The following is a 16,264-nucleotide window of genomic DNA, read 5'->3' as shown; positions in this document are numbered from 1 at the left end:
GGCGCGGTTCGTCCGCGGATCACGGTGCGCTCGCCACGGCGGCGCGTTCCCCGTGACCGGATGGCAGTCCCTAGACGTCCGGAATGTCGGCCTTCGCGCGCACCAGCGTCTCGCGGCTGATCACCACGATCCGTTCGTAGTCGGCGCGTGCGGCGTCCGACGGCAGCTCGGGGTCGAGTGCCTCGGTCCGGTCCGTACCGATCACCGCGAAGTTCCCGTCCTGCAGTTCAAAGATGTCCGGGCAGGTCTGCCCGTTAACGCTCCCTCTTTCGCGAGGTGACGCACCAATGCGGCGCACGATCTTCAAGTCGATCCCGGTCCTTGCTTGAATCGGTCATGGGCTGTCCTCGTGCCGGGTGCCGGGGCATGGGTGTGTCCGGACGGCAACGACGTCTGGGCCTGCTGGGACGGTGGGTGTGCACGTGGCAGGCGGGGACAACCTAGCCTGCGGAGATCGCGCTTGGGGCCGGGACGTGTGTGTCTGAGCGAGTGATTCGATTTTGCGGGCCTCACTCGTCCCTGTGGAGCCCCCGTCTTGCGGTCGAGTCCCAGCCGTCTTGCGAAGACCCCGTCTTCTTGTGGAGCCCCCGTCTTCTTGTGGAGTCCTCGCCTCTTTGTAGAACCCCGCCTTCTCGCGGGCCTCACTCCTCGGCGGGACGGTCGCCCACCACCCACCACTCGTCCGTATCGGCCTCGTCCAGCTCCGCCAGCAACTCGTCGGTCATCTTGCCGATCTCGGCCTCCTCCGAGCCGTCCCGCAGGCTCGCCCGGTGGTGGCGCGTGGCCTCCCAGTAGGCGCGGGCCGTCGGGCTCTGGAACAGCACGCGGACGTAGCCGCGCAGTTCGGCCCGGGTGAGCAGGCCGATCTGGTAACCGTGCAGGGCGTGCACGTACAGGGCGTTGGCGAAGAGGTACTGCTTCTGCACCCGTGGCGGCACGTCGCCCTCGTAGGCGTCGAGCACGGGAAGCAGGTCCTGGTCCTTCATCGCCGCGAGCAGGAGCTGCCGGTGATCGCGCTGGTACTCGATGCGGTCCGCGCGCCGAGACGCCTGCCGGCGCTGGTCGTCCAGCGCGTCCAGCCGCCGCAGGATCTCGGCGTTCGTGCGCGCGAGCGTCTCCAGGGCGCGGCGGTACGCCAGGAGGGACGCCACGGTCCCGGTGATCGAAAGTGCGAGGACCGCGGCGACTGAGCCCGGCCCCCAGTTCCCCGTCTTCTGTGTGGCCATGTCAACCCCCGATTTCAGGCGGCCGTCCGCCGGTCGTCGGGGTGTGGGTCGACTGGAGGGGACCGGCGAGCGGTGGGCGGCGCTAGCCGTCTCCCAGAGTGTGCCGAGCGGCTCTGATCGGCGGGGAGGCGGAGAGGCGGCGCACGGAGGGAAGCGAGGGTCGCACACTCCGACGCCTGCAGATCGTCTGCCCCGCAGCGGCTGCTGACAATCGTTCACATCGTGGGTTCTCCCTGCTCGTATCCTGGTCGGCATTCCATCCCCGTCCGTGCGCCGGGCCGTGAGCCCGGTGCACACGTTCGCGTGAGAGAGGTCGCACAGTGGGGCACCGCCGCAGTGCGCAGCAGATCCCGGTCGTCGTACTCGCCGGATTCCTGGGCTCCGGGAAGACCACGCTCCTCAACCACCTGCTCCACCGCAGCGGCGGCAGCCGCATCGGGGCGATCGTCAACGACTTCGGTGCCGTCGAGATCGACGCGATGGCCGTGGCCGGCGCGCTCGGCGACTCCACGGTCTCGCTGGGCAACGGATGCCTGTGCTGCGCCGTCGACGCGAGCGAACTCGACGAGTACCTGGCCCGGCTCGCCGCACCGGCCACGGGGATCGACGTCATCGTCATCGAGGCCAGCGGGCTCGCCGAACCCCAGGAACTCGTCCGGATGGTGCTCGCCAGCGAGCATCCGGGGATTGTCTACGGCGGGCTGGTCGAGGTGGTCGACGCCGCCGAGTTCGACGCGACCCGTGCCCGGCACCCGGAGATCGACCGGCACCTCGCCCTTGCCGACCTGGTCGTGGTCAACAAGCTCGACCGGGCCGAGGACGGCGCGCGGGTGCTCGGCCTCGTCGGCTCGCTCACCGACCGCGCCGCCGTCGTGCCCGCCGCCTACGGCCGCATCGACCCGGAGTTCCTCTTCGACTGCAGGCCGGCCGAGGAGCGCGTCGGGCAGCTTTCCTTCGACGACCTGCACGAGCACGGCGAGAACGGCAAGCACGGCGAGAACGGCAAGCACGGTGAGGACGGGCATGCCGGCCATCTGCACACCGGCTACGACAGTCTGTCCTTCGTCTCCGAAGCCGCCCTGGACCCGCGCCGGTTGATGCGGTTCCTCGACAGTCGGCCCGAGGGGCTGTACCGGATCAAGGGGTACGTAGATTTCGGGGGGTACGACAGCCTCAACCGGTACGCCGTGCACGCCGTAGGCCGGTTCCTGCGCTTCTACCCCGAGCCGTGGGCGGCGGCCGGGGAGCGGCTGACCCAGCTCGTCCTCATCGGCTCCGGCATCGACACCGACGCCCTCGACAGGGAGCTGAGGGCCTGCGAGAGCGACGCCCCACACGCCGATGAGCACGGCATGTGGGGCGTCCTGCGCTATGTGACGGCCCCGGACGAGAAGGACCCCGGGCGGCGGGCCGCCGGGGAACCGGACCCCGAGGAGCCGCCGTTCCTGGAGCCGGCCGAGCCGGCCGAGCCGACCGAGCCGGCCGAGGAGCTCGCCCACTCGGTCCGGGAGCCCGTTCAGCCGGTTCGGGAGTCTGTCCACTCGGTCCGGGAGCCCGTCCAGCCGGTTCGGGAGTCTGTCCACTCGGTCCGGGAGCCCGTCCAGCCGTCCGGGCGGTCCATCCCCTTCTCCGAGGAGTCCGTCCAGTCCTTCGAGGAGTTCGAGGACCCCGTCTAGAGTCGACCCCGTCCAGTCGACCCCGTCTAGTGGACCGGGCCCGCCACCACCCACACCGTCTTCGGCAGGGACGTGCCCGAGCCGTCGCGGCGCGGGTCCAGCTCCGGCAGGCCGACCGGTGTGCCGTTCTTCTGCGCGGCCAGCGCCGGGACGGCGCCCGCCCAGGCCAGCGACAGGCAGTCCTCGCCCTTCAGGAACCGGTGGCAGCGCACGCCGCCGGTGGCCCGGCCCTTACGTGGGTACTGGTCGAACGGGGTCAGCTTGGCGGTCGTCTGCACCGAGTCGTCCAGCGTGCCGCGCGAGCCCGCCACTGTGAAGACCACCGCGTCAGCGGCCGGGTCGACGGCGCCGAAGGAGATCACCCTGGCGCCCTCGGCGAGCTTGATGCCCGCCATGCCGCCCGCCGGGCGGCCCTGCGGGCGGACCTGGGATGCCTGGTAGCGCAGCAGTTGCGCGTCGTCCGTGACGAACACCAGGTCCTCCTCGCCGGTGCGCAGCTCCACCGCGCCGACGATCCGGTCGCCCTCCTTGAGCGCGATGACCTCCAACTCGTCCTTGTTGGACGGGTAGTCGGGCACCACCCGCTTGACCACGCCCTGCTCGGTGCCGAGCGCCAGGCCCGGCGACGATTCGTCGAGCGTGGTCAGACAGACCACCGTCTCCTCGTCCTCCAGGGTGACGAACTCCGCGATCGGCGCTCCTCCGGCGAGGTTCGGCGGCGCCGCCGTCTCCGGCAGCTGCGGCAGGTCGACCACGTTGACCCGCAGCAGGCGCCCGGCCGACGTCACCACGCCCACCTCGCCGCGCGCCGTCGCCGGGACCGCCGAGACGATCACATCGTGCTTGGCGCGCTTGGCGTCCGCGTCCGCCAGGAAGTGCTCGCCGTTCGTCGTCCGGGCCAGCAGCCCGGTCGAGGACAGCAGCACCCTGCACGGGTCGTCGGCCACCTGGAGCGCCACCTGAGCGGCCGGGGCGGCGCCCGCCTCCAGCAGCAGCGTGCGGCGCGGGGTGGCGAACTTCTTGGAGACCGCGGCGAGTTCGGCGGAGACCAGCTTGCGCAGCTCGGCGTCCGACTCCAGGATCCGGGTCAGTTCCGCGATCTCCGCGTTGAGCCGCTCCTTCTCCGCCTCCAGCTCGATCCGGTCGTACTTGGTCAGCCGGCGCAGGGGCGTGTCCAGGATGTACTGGGTCTGGATCTCCGAAAGCGAGAAGCGCTCCATCAGCCGCTGCTTCGCCTGCGCGCTGTTCTCGCTGGAGCGGATGAGCTGGATGACCTCGTCGATGTCGACCAGGGCGGTGAGCAGGCCCTCCACCAGGTGCAGCCGGTCGCGCCGCCTGCTGCGGCGGAACTCGGAGCGGCGGCGCACCACGTCGAAGCGGTGGTCGAGGTAGACCTCAAGGAGTTCCTTCAGGCCCAGCGTGAGGGGCTGGCCGTCGACCAGGGCCACATTGTTGATGCCGAAGGACTCCTCCATCGGCGTCAGCTTGTAGAGCTGCTCCAGGACCGCCTCGGGCACGAAACCGTTCTTGATCTCGATGACCAGGCGCAGGCCGTGCTCCCGGTCCGTGAGGTCCTTGACGTCGGCGATGCCCTGGAGCCGCTTCGAGCCGACCAGATCCTTGATCTTGGCGATCACCTTCTCCGGGCCCACGGCGAAGGGCAGCTCCGTGACCACGAGGCCCTTGCGGCGGGCGGTCACCGCCTCCACCGTCACCGTGGCACGGATCTTGAACGTGCCCCGGCCGGTCTCGTACGCGTCGCGGATCCCGGAGAGGCCGACGATCCGGCCGCCGGTGGGCAGGTCGGGGCCCGGCACGTGCCTGATCAGGGCGTCCAGGTCGGCGTTCGGGTGCCGGATCAGGTGCCGGGCGGCCGCGATCACCTCGCCGAGGTTGTGCGGCGGCATGTTCGTGGCCATGCCGACCGCGATCCCCGACGCGCCGTTCACCAGCAGGTTCGGGAACGCGGCGGGCAGGGCCGCCGGCTCCTGCTCCTGGCCGTCGTAGTTCGGGGCGAAGTCGACCGTGTCCTCGTCGATCGAGTCGGTCATCAGGCTGGTGGCCTCGGCCATGCGGCATTCGGTGTACCGCATGGCGGCCGGCGGGTCGTCGTTGCCCAGCGAGCCGAAGTTGCCGTGCCCGTCGACCAGCGGGACGCGCATCGAGAAGGGCTGGGCCATGCGCACCAGGGCGTCGTAGATGGACGCGTCTCCGTGCGGGTGGAGCTTGCCCATGACGTCGCCGACGACACGCGCGCACTTCACATAGCCGCGGTCGGGGCGCAGGCCCATCTCGTTCATCTGGTACACGATGCGGCGGTGCACCGGCTTGAGGCCGTCGCGGGCGTCCGGCAGGGCACGGGAGTAGATGACCGAGTACGCGTACTCAAGGTAGGAGCCCTGCATCTCGTCCACGACGTCGATGTCGAGGATTCTCTCCTCGAACGGTTCGTCTGGCGGCGGGGTCTTCGTGCTGCGGCGGGCCATCGCTGCCGGCTCCTCCTGTTTTCGGTCGCTCGCCTACGGGGCGTTCGTGTGGAAGCGTGAACGTGATCTGATGCGGACCATTGTGGACCGCGACACCGACAACCCGGGCCGGGCCCCGGTGTCGGCGGCCCGCCCCGGCGCCGCGGCTGCCGCGGGGGACCGCCCTGCGGCACAACCCCCGCAGGCTACGCGATCCGCTGTGGGCGTACGTCCCGCGGGAACTTCGCACGGGGCGCGCACGCTTGCATACAGTGGCAGGACTGGCAGGAAAACCGCGGTTTCGCGACCGCATCCGCGATCGAAGGGACGTACATGCCCATGGGTCACACGGCCACAGCCGAGGCAGGCTCCGGGGGCCTGACAGCGACCGAGCACCGCCTGGCCAACGGTCTGCGCGTGGTGCTTTCGGAGGACCACCTGACCCCGGTCGCGGCGGTCTGTCTCTGGTACGACGTCGGCTCCCGCCACGAAGTCAAGGGACGTACCGGTCTGGCTCACCTCTTCGAGCACCTGATGTTCCAGGGCTCCGCCCAGGTGCAGGGCAACGGGCACTTCGAGCTGGTGCAGGGCGCCGGCGGGTCGCTGAACGGCACCACCAGCTTCGAGCGGACCAACTACTTCGAGACCATGCCCGCCCACCAGCTGGAGCTGGCCCTGTGGCTGGAGGCCGACCGCATGGGCTCCCTGCTGGCCGCGCTCGACGACGAGTCCATGGAGAACCAGCGGGACGTCGTCAAGAACGAGCGCCGCCAGCGCTACGACAACGTGCCCTACGGCACGGCCTTCGAGCGGCTGACCGCCCTCGCCTACCCGGAGGGCCACCCGTACCACCACACGCCCATCGGCTCGATGACGGACCTGGACGCGGCCACCCTGGAAGACGCGCGCACGTTCTTCCGCACCTACTACGCGCCGAACAACGCCGTACTCTCCGTGGTCGGCGACATCGACCCGGGGCAGACGCTCGCCTGGATCGAGAAGTACTTCGGTTCGATCTCCTCCCACGACGGCAAGCCCGCCCCCCGTGACGGCTCGCTGCCTCAGACCATCGGGGAGCAGTTGCGCGAGGTCGTGGTGGAGGAGGTCCCGGCCCGCGCCCTGATGGCCGCCTACCGGCTGCCGCAGGACGGTACGCGCGCGTGCGACGCGGCCGATCTGGCGCTCACGGTGCTCGGCGGCGGCGAGTCCTCCCGCCTGTACAACCGGCTCGTGCGGCGCGACCGTACGGCGGTGGCGGCCGGGTTCGGCCTGCTGCGGCTGGCCGGCGCGCCCTCCCTGGGCTGGCTGGACGTGAAGACCTCCGGTGATGTCGAGGTGCCGGTCATCGAGGCCGCCATCGACGAGGAGCTGGCCCGGTTCGCCGAGGAGGGCCCCACACCCGAGGAAATGGAACGCGCCCAGGCGCAGTTGGAGCGCGAGTGGCTGGACCGGCTCGGCACGGTCGCGGGCCGCGCCGACGAACTGTGCCGGTACGCCGTCCTGTTCGGTGACCCGCAGCTCGCCCTCACCGCCGTGCGGCGCATCCTGGAGGTGACCGCCGCGGAGGTCCAGGCGGTCGCCCAGGCCACGCTGCGTCCGGACAACCGCGCGGTGCTCGTCTACGAGCCGCTCTCCGCCGAGTCCGCGGAGCACACCGAGGACGTGGACGTCCCCGAGGACCCCGAGTCCGAAGCCACCGTCGAAGCCGGCGACGACGACAACGAGGAGGCGGCCAAGTGACCGAGCTGGCCACGATGGAGTTCCACCCGCAGCCCCGCGCGGGCGAGGCGAAGCCATGGGCCTTCCCGGCCCCCGAGCGCGGCACGCTGGACAACGGCCTGACCGTCCTGCGCTGCCACCGGCCCGGCCAGCAGGTCGTCGCCGTCGAGGTGCTGCTGGCCGCGCCCCTGGACGCCGAGCCGGCCGGTCTCGACGGCGTCGCCACGATCATGGCGAGGGCCTTCTCCGAGGGCACCGACCGGCACTCCGCCGAGGAGTTCGCCGCCGAACTGGAGCGGGCGGGCGCCACGCTGGACGCGCACGCCGACCATCCGGGCGTCCGGCTGAGCCTGGAGGTCCCGGCCTCCCGCCTGGCCAAGGGCCTCGGGCTGCTGTCCGACGCGCTGCGCGCGCCCGCGTTCGCCGACAGCGAGGTGGAGCGGCTGGTCCGCAACCGCCTCGACGAGATCCCGCACGAGCTGGCCAACCCGTCCCGCCGCGCCGCCAAGGAACTCTCCAAGGAGCTGTTCCCGGCGGCCTCGCGCATGTCGCGCCCGCGCCAGGGCACCGAGGAGACCGTCGCCAAGATCGACGCGGCGGCCGTGCGTGCCTTCTACGAGCGGCATGTGCGGCCCGCGACGGCCACCGCCGTGGTCGTCGGCGACCTGACCGGCATCGATCTGGACGCGCTGCTCGGCGAGTCCCTGGGGGCCTGGACCGGCGCCACGTCCCGGCCGCGGCCGGTGCCGTCGGTGAGCGCCGACGACCGCGGCCGGGTCGTCATCGTGGACCGTCCCGGTGCCGTCCAGACGCAGCTGCTCATCGGCCGCGTCGGCGCCGACCGGCACGACCGGGTCTGGCCCGCCCAGGTGCTCGGCGCGTACTGCCTCGGCGGCACCCTCACCTCCCGCCTTGACCGCGTCCTGCGCGAGGAGAAGGGCTACACCTACGGGGTGCGCGCGTTCGGCCAGGTGCTCCGGTCCGCCCCGGACGGCACGGGCGCCTCGCTGCTCGCCATCAGCGGCTCCGTGGACACCCCGAACACCGGTCCCGCGCTGGCCGACCTGTGGACGGTGCTGCGCACGCTGGCCGAGGAGGGGCTCACCGACGCCGAGCGGGACGTCGCCGTGCAGAACCTCGTCGGGGTGGCGCCGCTGAAGTACGAGACGGCGGCGGCCGTGGCGAGCACGCTCGCCGACCAGGTGGAGCAGCATCTGCCGGACGACTACCAGGCGACCCTGTACCGGCAGCTGGCCGTCACGGGCACCGTGGAGGCCACCGCCGCGGTGGTGAACGCGTTCCCGGTGGACCGGCTGGTGGCGGTCCTGGTCGGCGACGCGGCCCAGATCAAGGAGCCGGCCGAGGCGCTCGGCATCGGCGAGGTCCACGTGGTGTCCGCGGAGTAGCCCGCAACCCGGCACACGCGCGTGGGGCCCTGGCGACCGACCGGTCGGCAGGGCCCTTTCCGTTCCCTCGGCATGCCCGAATTGCGGTGGAGGTTGCCCGTCTGCCCTGTGGGATACGCAACAAACGCCCTGTTCGGTTTGAGGGGGGAAAGTCGTCCCCCTTAGCGTCGTCCGGGCTGTTCGTCAGGCACGCGCCGCGCCCGCGGCACCGGACAGCCATCGCCGAGTCCCCGTACGGCGTGAGCCAGGGGAGCCGGGGACCCGCCCTCCGGTCGCCGCCTTCGCGGCTGCAGGGGCCCACCTTGTTGAGGTGAGTCGAGGTGCATCGGGCGTCCGCGCGGTACGCGGGTCCCGTAGGAGACCTTCCTGCTCCGAACCGTCCCCCAGGGCCTTGCCGGGCCTTGACGGGCCTGAACGGCCGGTGGGGACCGGGACCCCCCATCGCTGACCCGGTAGGCGAGAAGGAAGGAAAGGACCAGCCACTTCATGGCGTTCACCCACGCCACCGGAAAGCACCGTCGTCCCGGCCGGATGCACCGCACCACCGCTCGCGCGGCGGGCGTCGCGACCCTCGCCTCCACCGGCGTCATGGGCAGCCTCGCGGCAGGTCCGGCGCACGCCGTCGGGACCACCGCGGAGCAGACCGGCCTCACCCCCGTCGTCAGCATCGGCGACTCGGTCGCCGAGCAGATCGGCGCCCAGGCGGCCGCGCAGCGGCAGGCCGCCGACGAGAAGGCGGCAGAGGAGGCCGCGCGCAAGGCGGCGGCGCGGAGAGCGGTGAAGGAGCGCGCGGCCGAGGCTCGGGCCGCCCGTGAGGCCGAGCGCAGGCGGCTGACCGCCTTCGTCACGCCGATCGCGCACTCCTACGTCTCCACCGGCTACCGGACCGGCGGCTCCCTGTGGTCCTCCGGCGCCCACACCGGCATCGACTTCCACGCCGCCGCCGGCACCGCCGTCCACGCGGTGGGCGCCGGCACCGTCGTGTCGGCCGGCTGGGGTGGCGCATATGGCTACGAGGTCGTGATCCGGATGGCCGACGGCATGTACACCCAGTACGGCCATCTGTCCTCCATCGGTGTCTCGGTGGGCGAGCGGGTCACCCCGGGCCGGCAGATCGGGCTCTCGGGTTCCACGGGTAACACGACCGGGCCACACCTCCACTTCGAGACGCGGACGACCCCGGAATACGGCTCCGACGTCGATCCCGTCGCTTATCTCCGCAAGCACGGTGTGAACGTCTGACGTCCGTCGGCGAGGGTCGCCGCGGCCCCGGCTCGCGAGCCGGGGTTCCCGTCGTTTCGAACGCCCCCTGTCCAAAAGATATCCATGGATTCCGGCCCGCCATCGGAAATTCCGGCTAACTGCCATAGAGTCTCGGCACACACGTCAATAGTCGACGTTTCACGGGGATTGAGGCGGAGGTCGGTCATGCGTATTCCGGCGCACTCGGTGTGCACGGCGATCCGGGACGACATCGTCGCCGGTGTCCACGCGCGCGGCAGCCGGCTCACCGAGGAAATCCTCGCGCGCCGTTACGGAGTCTCACGTGTCCCCGTCCGCGAGGCCCTGCGCACGCTGGAGGCGGAGGGGTTCGTGGTGACGCGGCGGCACGCGGGCGCGTGCGTGGCCGAACCCACCGCGCACGAGGCCGCCGACCTGCTGGAGATGCGCCTGCTCCTGGAGCCGCTGGGCGCCTTCCGGGCCGCCCAGCGGCGCACCGAGGCCCACCTCAAGGTGCTGCGCGGCCTGGTCAGGCTGGAGCGCGAGCGGGCCGGGCGGGGCAACAGCGAGGACCTGCGCGCGCTCGACGGCTGGTTCCACGAGACGCTCGCCCAGGCATCCGGCAGCCATGCCCTGATCTCGATGCTCAGCCAACTGCGGCACAAGATCGCCTGGATGTACGCGGCGGAGTCGCCCACCGGTCCCGTCGAGTCCTGGGCGGAGCACGGCGCCGTCGTGGAGGCGGTGGCGCGCGGCGACGCGGAGCGCGCCCGTGCGGTCATGGCCCTGCACACCGAGCGCGCGACGGCAGCGTACCGGCTGCGGTTCTCCTCGGGCGGTGACCGCCCCGAGCGCGTGAGGAATGCGCAACACGCTGTAAACAGATCGAGCCTGCGAAATTAACATGGGCGCCGTATATATGGGTGCCGTGTGTATGGGCGCCGTATACAAGAGAGATGTTCGGAAGAGCAGGTCCTGCCGCCGACCTTTTCTGTCGTGCCCTGAATGTGTGGTCGACTGTCGGCCGTATACCCCAGGTGAAATGCATTCGGCGGCCGTGAAAACACGGAAGCCGGGTCATCTTTTCCGGGCGACGCGGATTTCGGAGCCGGCTCAGACGGTTTCCGGCAGCTCTTCGAGTCCCTCGGCGACCAGCCTCGCCAGCCGGTCCAGGGCGGCGTCCGCGCCCTCGGCGTCGGAGGCGAGAACGATCTCCTCGCCCCCTCGGGCGCCCAGGCTGAGGACGGCCAGCACGGAGGCCGCATTGACCGGGACGCCCCCGGCCTTGGCGATCGTCACCGGGACGCCCGCGGTCGTGGCGGCTTGGACGAAGATGGCGGCGGGACGGGCGTGCAGGCCCTCGGTCCAGCCGACGTTGACGCGGCGCTCAGCCATGTGGTGCTGCCCTTCGGTGGTCAGGGTTGATCGGGGTTGATCAGGGTTGTCTAGACCATGGTTGTCTAGACCAGTTTTCCATAAGGTGAAGCGTGCCCGGAGCGGGCCTGCGCCCGCTCCGGTGTGTCGTCGGACCGCGGCCTCGGCGCGGCTCCGTCCCCCACAGACTGCCTCGCGACGTTGTCGTTGGCGAGCCGTACTCTGGGGCCCATGCAGACCCCGGCGGACCGGCACGACCGGCATGAGTACCCCGCCCACTGGGAGGCGGACGTGGTACTGCGTGACGGCGGCACCGCGCGCATCCGGCCCATCACCGTCGATGACGCCGACCATCTGGTCAGCTTCTACGAACAGGTCTCGGACGAGTCGAAGTACTACCGCTTCTTCGCGCCGTACCCCCGCCTGTCAGCCAAGGACGTCCACCGCTTCACGCACCACGACTTCGTGGACCGGGTGGGACTCGCGGCCACCGTCGGCGGCGAGTTCATCGCCACCGTGCGCTACGACCGCATCGGTGCCGGCGACGCATCCGCCACCGCCCCAGCCGACGAGGCCGAGGTCGCCTTCCTGGTGCAGGACGCGCACCAGGGACGCGGGGTCGCCTCCGCCCTCCTGGAACACATCGCCGCCGTCGCCCGCGAGCGCGGCATCCGCCGCTTCGCCGCCGAGGTGCTGCCCGCCAACACCAAGATGATCAAGGTGTTCATGGACGCCGGCTACACCCAGAAGCGCAGCTTCGAGGATGGCGTCGTGCGCCTGGAGTTGGACCTGGAACCCACCGCCCGCTCGCTCGCCGTGCAGCGCGCGCGGGAACAGCGCGCCGAGGCGCGGTCGGTGCGCAGACTGCTGGCGCCCCGCGCCGTCGCGGTCCTCGGTGTGGGCCGTACGCCCGGCGGCGTCGGCCGCGGCGTCCTCGGCAACATCCTGGACGCGGGGTTCACCGGGAGCCTGTACGCGGTCAACATCGCCTTCCCCGAGGAGCTGAAGGAGATCGACGGCGTACCCGCGTACCGCTCGGTCCAGGACATCGAGGGCCCCGTCGACCTCGCGGTCGTCGCCGTCCCCGTCGAACAGGTGACCGAGGCGGTCACCGAGTGCGGCGAGCACGGTGTGCAGGGCCTCGTGGTGATCACCGCCGGATACGCAGAGAGCGGGCCCGAGGGACGCGAGCGGCAGCGCGCGCTCGTGCGGCACGCGCGCACGTACGGCATGCGGCTCGTCGGGCCGAACGCCTTCGGGATCATCAACACCTCTCCCGAGGTGCGGCTCAACGCCTCGCTCGCGCCCGAGATGCCGCGACCCGGGCGGATCGGCCTGTTCGCCCAGTCCGGGGCCATCGGCATCGCCCTGCTGTCCAGGCTGCACCGGCGCGGGGGAGGGGTCACCGGCGTCACGGGCGTGTCCACCTTCGTGTCGTCCGGCAACCGGGCGGACGTCTCCGGCAACGACGTCATGCAGTACTGGTACGACGACCCCGACACCGACGTCGTCCTGATGTACCTGGAGACCATCGGCAACCCGCGCAAGTTCACGCGGCTGGCGCGCCGGACGGCCGCGGCCAAGCCGCTGGTCGTGGTGCAGGGGGCCGGATCCGTGCCGCAGGGCCACGCGGTCCGGGCCACCCGGCTGCCGCACGCGACCGTGTCCGCGCTGCTGCGACAGGCGGGCGTCGTCCGGGTCGACACGATCACCGAACTGGTCGACACGGGACTGCTCCTCGCGCGGCAGCCGCTGCCCGCCGGCCCCCGGGTGGCGATCCTCGGGAACTCCGAGTCGCTGGGGCTGCTCAGCTACGACCGGTGCCTGGCCGAGGGGTTGCGCCCGGCACGCCCGCTGGACCTGACGACCGGGGCCACGGCGCAGGACTTCCACCGGGCGCTGTCCCGGGCGCTGGCGGACGACACCTGCGACGCGGTGGTCGTCACGGCCATCCCGGCGATCGGAGAGGGCTCGCCCGGGGACGCGGAACTGGCGGCGGCCCTGCGGTCCGCCGCCGCGACGGCGCCCGCGAAACCCGTGCTCGTCGTGCACGTGGAACTCGGCGGGCTCGCGGAGGCGCTGTCGGCCGCGGCCGGCACGGCGCCCCAGGCCGGGGCGTACGCGTCCGTGGATGTGGCCGACACAGCGCCCCAGGCGGGGGCGCATGCACCCGCGGACGCGGTCGGTACGGCGCCCCAGGCCGAGGCGCATGCAGCCGCTGACCTGGCCGGCAGGTCGCCCCAGGCCGGGACGCACGCCCCCGCGGACCCGGCCCGGATCCCCGCGGCCCAGAAGCCGCCCGCCGCGCCGCGGGACCAGGCGACCACCGCACCCGAAGCGCCGCACGAGGGCTCCCGCCTGATTCCCGCCTACCCCGCGGCCGAACGCGCCGTGCGGGCCCTGGCGGAAGCCGTCAAGTACGCGCAGTGGCGGCGCGAGGCGGCCGAGCCCGGGAAGGTACCCGAGTACGAGGACATCGACGAGAAGGGGGCCGCCGAGCTGATCGACGGCCTGCTCACGCGCGGAGACGGCCTCACGCTCGGCGCGGAGGAGACCTGCGAACTGCTCGGCCGGTACGGCATCCAGGTGCGCCGCGCGCTTGCCGCCCCCACCCCCGACGCCGCCGCCGAGGCCGCCCGCTCCCTCGGCTACCCGGTCGCCCTCAAGGCGACCGCGCCGCACCTGCGGCACCGCGCCGACCTTGGCGGGGTGCGCCTCGACCTGGCCGACGAGGAGCAACTGCGCCGCGCCTACGCCGAGTTGACCGAGCTGTTCGGGAAGCCCGCCGAACTGCGCCCGGTGGTGCAGGCGATGGCACCCCGGGGCGTCGACACCGTCGTACGGGCCGTGATCGACCCGGCGGCCGGGGCCGTGCTCTCCTTCGGACTGGCCGGGGCCGCCTCCCAGTTGCTCGGCGACACGGCGCACCGGCTGATCCCGGTGACCGACCGGGAGGCGACCTCGCTGGTGCGCGCCATCCGGACCGCACCGCTGCTGTTCGGCTGGCGGGGCTCCGCGCCGGTCGACACACCTGCGCTGGAGGAGCTGCTGCTGCGCGTCTCCCGGCTGGTCGACGACCACCCCGAGGTGGTGGCGGTCACCCTGGAACCGGTGGTCGTCGCCCCGCACGGCCTCAGTGTGCTCGGCGCCACGGTGCGGCTCGCGCCCCCGCCGGCCCGCGACGACCTCGGGCCCCGGACGCTCCCCGCGTACTGACCCGGACCCGCCGGCCCGACCGGTGCTCGCCCGTCCGAATCCGGCCGCCGAACCGGCCCGGCGAACCTGGCAGCCGAACCGGCCCGCCGAACCGCCGCCGGACCCGCCCGTCGGATCCGGTGCTCCCGACTGGGCTGGAGCCTTTGTGCCACGGACTAGGATGGACGCCATGGCCAAGACCAGTACGACGACCCAGGGGCTGCGTGCGGCGATCGAGCGCAGCGGCTACTACCCGGCCCTCGTGGCCGAGGCGGTGGAGGCCGCGGTGGGCGGCGAGCCCATGCGGTCGTACCTGGTCCACCAGGAGACGACATTCGATCAGAACGAGGTCCGTCGGCATGTGACCGTGCTGGTTCTCACCGGCACCCGCTTCATCGTCAGCCACACCGACGAGCAGTCCGCCGACAGCACCTCCCCGACGCCCTACGCCACCACCTCCACGGAGTCCGTGAAGCTCGGCCGGATCTCGTCCGTGGTGGTCAGCCGCGTGGTCGCCAACCCGGAGCAGTACACGCCGGGCACACCGCCCCGTGAGGTCGTGCTGACCGTCGGCTGGGGCGCCGTCTCCCGTATCGACCTGGAGCCCGCCGCCTGCGGCGACCCGAACTGCGAGGCCGACCACGGCTATACGGGCAGTTCCACGGCGGACGACCTCAGCCTGCGCGTCAGCGAGGCCGGGGACGGCCCGGAGACGGTGCGCCAGGCGCTCGCCTTCGCACAGGCCGTCTCCGAGGCGACCGCGGACTTCGCCCGCTGATGGCGCAGATCGCAGCCTGGGACCCGCACCCGGAACCGCTCGCCCTGGACACCGCGCCGCTGCCCGAGTACGGCAGCGGCTCGCTCGCCGACCTGCTGCCCACCCTGGCCGCCGGGATGGCCGTACCCGGTATGACCGCGGCGATCCCGGAGCTGACCGCCGCCGACCGCAACTGCGTCTTCCTGATCGACGGGCTCGGCTGGGAGCAGCTCGCCGCCCATCCCGCCGAGGCGCCCTTCCTGACCTCGCTGCTCAGCAGCTCGCGCGGCGGCACCGGCCGTCCGATCACCACCGGCTACCCGGCGACCACCGCGACCTCCCTCGCCTCCGTCGGCACCGGTCTGCCGCCGGGCGCCCACGGCCTGCCCGGCTACACCGTGCGCGACCCGGCCACCGGCACGCTGATGAACCAACTGCGCTGGCAGCCGTGGACTTCGCCGGCTGTCTGGCAGCCGTACCCCACCGTCTTCCGGCTGGCCCACGACGCGGGCGTGCACGCGGCCCAGGTCTCCTCCCCGGCCTTCGAGAACACCCCGCTCACCAAGGTCGCGCTCAGCGGCGGCACGTTCCACGGGCGGCTCACCGGCGAGGAGCGCATGGACCTGGCGGCCGAGCAACTGGCCGCCGCCGACCGGGCCCTGGTGTACACGTACTACGCCGAGCTGGACGGCGCGGGACACCGCTACGGCGTCGCCTCCGACACCTGGCGCGGCCAGCTCATGTACGTGGACCGGCTCGCCCAGCGGCTGGCCGAGCAACTGCCGCCGCGCAGCGCGCTCTACGTCACCGCCGACCACGGCATGGTCGACGTGCCCTTCGACGAGCAGCACCGCATCGACTTCGACGAGGACTGGGAGCTGCGGGCCGGCGTCGCCCTGCTCGGCGGCGAGGGTCGCGCGCGGCATGTGTACGCGCTGCCGGGTGCCGAGGACGACGTCCTGACGTGCTGGCGCGAGGTGCTCGGGGAGCGGTTCTGGGTGGCCTCGCGCGACGAGGCGATCGCCGCGGGCTGGTTCGGGCCGCCCGGCGCGTGCGACGAGCGGGTGTACGCACGCCTGGGCGACGTGGTCGCGGCTGCGCACGACGAGGTCCTGATCATCGCCTCCGAGCGGGAGCCGAAGGAGTCGGCGATGGTCGGCAACCACGGTTCGATGACCCCTGCCGAGCAGTTGGTCCCCCTGCTCGAAGTACGCTCCTGACGCCC

General features: G+C 72.1%; 11 protein-coding genes and 1 pseudogene. 8 read left to right on the top strand and 4 right to left on the bottom strand.

Translation table 11 applies throughout. From position 1 onward, the window contains the following. Nucleotides 1–70: 70 nt before the first annotated feature. On the bottom strand, nt 71–307 hold the full coding sequence (locus tag ACWEKM_RS06475) for a hypothetical protein (RefSeq protein WP_451620031.1): 237 nt from the start codon (nt 305–307) through the stop codon (nt 71–73). A 334-nt stretch (nt 308–641) separates the two neighbouring features. Beyond that, a complete protein-coding gene (locus tag ACWEKM_RS06470; RefSeq protein ID WP_451620030.1) occupies nt 642–1,226 on the bottom strand; it encodes a DUF6082 family protein in 585 nt (194 codons plus the stop codon). 320 nt (nt 1,227–1,546) lie between these two features. Here ACWEKM_RS06470 and ACWEKM_RS06465 point away from each other — a divergent pair. Next, nucleotides 1,547–2,668, top strand: a pseudogene (locus ACWEKM_RS06465) (CobW family GTP-binding protein); the annotation flags it as partial. 260 nt (nt 2,669–2,928) lie between these two features. Here the strand turns inward: ACWEKM_RS06465 and ACWEKM_RS06460 are convergent. Next, the gene (locus ACWEKM_RS06460; protein WP_451620029.1) at nt 2,929–5,388 is read right to left on the bottom strand and encodes a DNA gyrase/topoisomerase IV subunit A; all 2,460 of its coding nucleotides are present in this window, start codon (nt 5,386–5,388) and stop codon (nt 2,929–2,931) included. Nucleotides 5,389–5,700: 312 nt separating this feature from the next. Here ACWEKM_RS06460 and ACWEKM_RS06455 point away from each other — a divergent pair, with 312 nt between their 5' ends. The 4 genes from ACWEKM_RS06455 (at nt 5,701) to ACWEKM_RS06440 (ending at nt 10,616) form a co-directional block, all read left to right on the top strand. Continuing rightward, nucleotides 5,701–7,107 (top strand): M16 family metallopeptidase, encoded by a 1,407-nt coding sequence (locus ACWEKM_RS06455; RefSeq protein ID WP_451620028.1) that lies wholly within the window; start codon nt 5,701–5,703, stop codon nt 7,105–7,107. Then, on the top strand, nt 7,104–8,492 hold the full coding sequence (locus tag ACWEKM_RS06450; protein WP_451620027.1) for a M16 family metallopeptidase: 1,389 nt from the start codon (nt 7,104–7,106) through the stop codon (nt 8,490–8,492). The genes ACWEKM_RS06455 and ACWEKM_RS06450 overlap by 4 nt, the downstream gene beginning before the upstream one ends. Before the next feature lie 486 nt (nt 8,493–8,978). Further along, nucleotides 8,979–9,734 carry a M23 family metallopeptidase gene (locus ACWEKM_RS06445; RefSeq protein WP_451620026.1) on the top strand — a complete coding sequence of 252 codons (756 nt, stop codon included), beginning with the start codon at nt 8,979–8,981 and terminating at the stop codon, nt 9,732–9,734. A gap of 186 nt (nt 9,735–9,920) precedes the next feature. After that, on the top strand, nt 9,921–10,616 hold the full coding sequence (locus tag ACWEKM_RS06440; RefSeq protein WP_451620025.1) for a GntR family transcriptional regulator: 696 nt from the start codon (nt 9,921–9,923) through the stop codon (nt 10,614–10,616). A 210-nt stretch (nt 10,617–10,826) separates the two neighbouring features. Here ACWEKM_RS06440 and ACWEKM_RS06435 read toward each other — a convergent pair whose 3' ends face one another. Further along, complete coding sequence (locus ACWEKM_RS06435) at nt 10,827–11,108, bottom strand: HPr family phosphocarrier protein (RefSeq protein WP_451620024.1); 282 nt, start codon at nt 11,106–11,108, stop codon at nt 10,827–10,829. Nucleotides 11,109–11,318: 210 nt separating this feature from the next. Here ACWEKM_RS06435 and ACWEKM_RS06430 point away from each other — a divergent pair, with 210 nt between their 5' ends. The 3 genes from ACWEKM_RS06430 (at nt 11,319) to ACWEKM_RS06420 (ending at nt 16,259) form a co-directional block, all read left to right on the top strand. Next, on the top strand, nt 11,319–14,303 hold the full coding sequence (locus ACWEKM_RS06430) for a bifunctional acetate--CoA ligase family protein/GNAT family N-acetyltransferase (protein WP_451620023.1): 2,985 nt from the start codon (nt 11,319–11,321) through the stop codon (nt 14,301–14,303). A 160-nt stretch (nt 14,304–14,463) separates the two neighbouring features. Further along, entirely contained in the window at nt 14,464–15,060 is a 597-nt protein-coding gene (locus tag ACWEKM_RS06425) for a DUF5998 family protein (protein ID WP_451620022.1), read from the top strand. After that, nucleotides 15,060–16,259: an alkaline phosphatase family protein gene (locus ACWEKM_RS06420; RefSeq protein WP_451620021.1), complete on the top strand. Its 1,200-nt coding sequence runs from the start codon at nt 15,060–15,062 to the stop codon at nt 16,257–16,259. The genes ACWEKM_RS06425 and ACWEKM_RS06420 overlap by 1 nt, the downstream gene beginning before the upstream one ends. Nucleotides 16,260–16,264: the final 5 nt, after the last annotated feature.

The sequence above is a fragment of the Streptomyces sp. NPDC004752 genome, assembly GCF_053601275.1.
Note: the sequence above shows the minus strand (reverse complement) of the source record. Positions and strands in the feature narration are given on the sequence as shown.

Bases quoted from the DNA above. Each gene is read 5' to 3' on its own strand.
- ACWEKM_RS06470 (WP_451620030.1), bottom strand. From the start codon at position 1,226: ATGGCCACACAGAAGACGGGGAACTGGGGGCCGGGCTCAGTCGCCGCG.
- ACWEKM_RS06460 (WP_451620029.1), bottom strand. From the start codon at position 5,388: ATGGCCCGCCGCAGCACGAAGACCCCGCCGCCAGACGAACCGTTCGAG.
- ACWEKM_RS06455 (WP_451620028.1), top strand. From the start codon at position 5,701: ATGCCCATGGGTCACACGGCCACAGCCGAGGCAGGCTCCGGGGGCCTG.
- ACWEKM_RS06445 (WP_451620026.1), top strand. From the start codon at position 8,979: ATGGCGTTCACCCACGCCACCGGAAAGCACCGTCGTCCCGGCCGGATG.
- ACWEKM_RS06440 (WP_451620025.1), top strand. From the start codon at position 9,921: ATGCGTATTCCGGCGCACTCGGTGTGCACGGCGATCCGGGACGACATC.
- ACWEKM_RS06435 (WP_451620024.1), bottom strand. From the start codon at position 11,108: ATGGCTGAGCGCCGCGTCAACGTCGGCTGGACCGAGGGCCTGCACGCC.
- ACWEKM_RS06430 (WP_451620023.1), top strand. From the start codon at position 11,319: ATGCAGACCCCGGCGGACCGGCACGACCGGCATGAGTACCCCGCCCAC.
- ACWEKM_RS06425 (WP_451620022.1), top strand. From the start codon at position 14,464: ATGGACGCCATGGCCAAGACCAGTACGACGACCCAGGGGCTGCGTGCG.
- ACWEKM_RS06420 (WP_451620021.1), top strand. From the start codon at position 15,060: ATGGCGCAGATCGCAGCCTGGGACCCGCACCCGGAACCGCTCGCCCTG.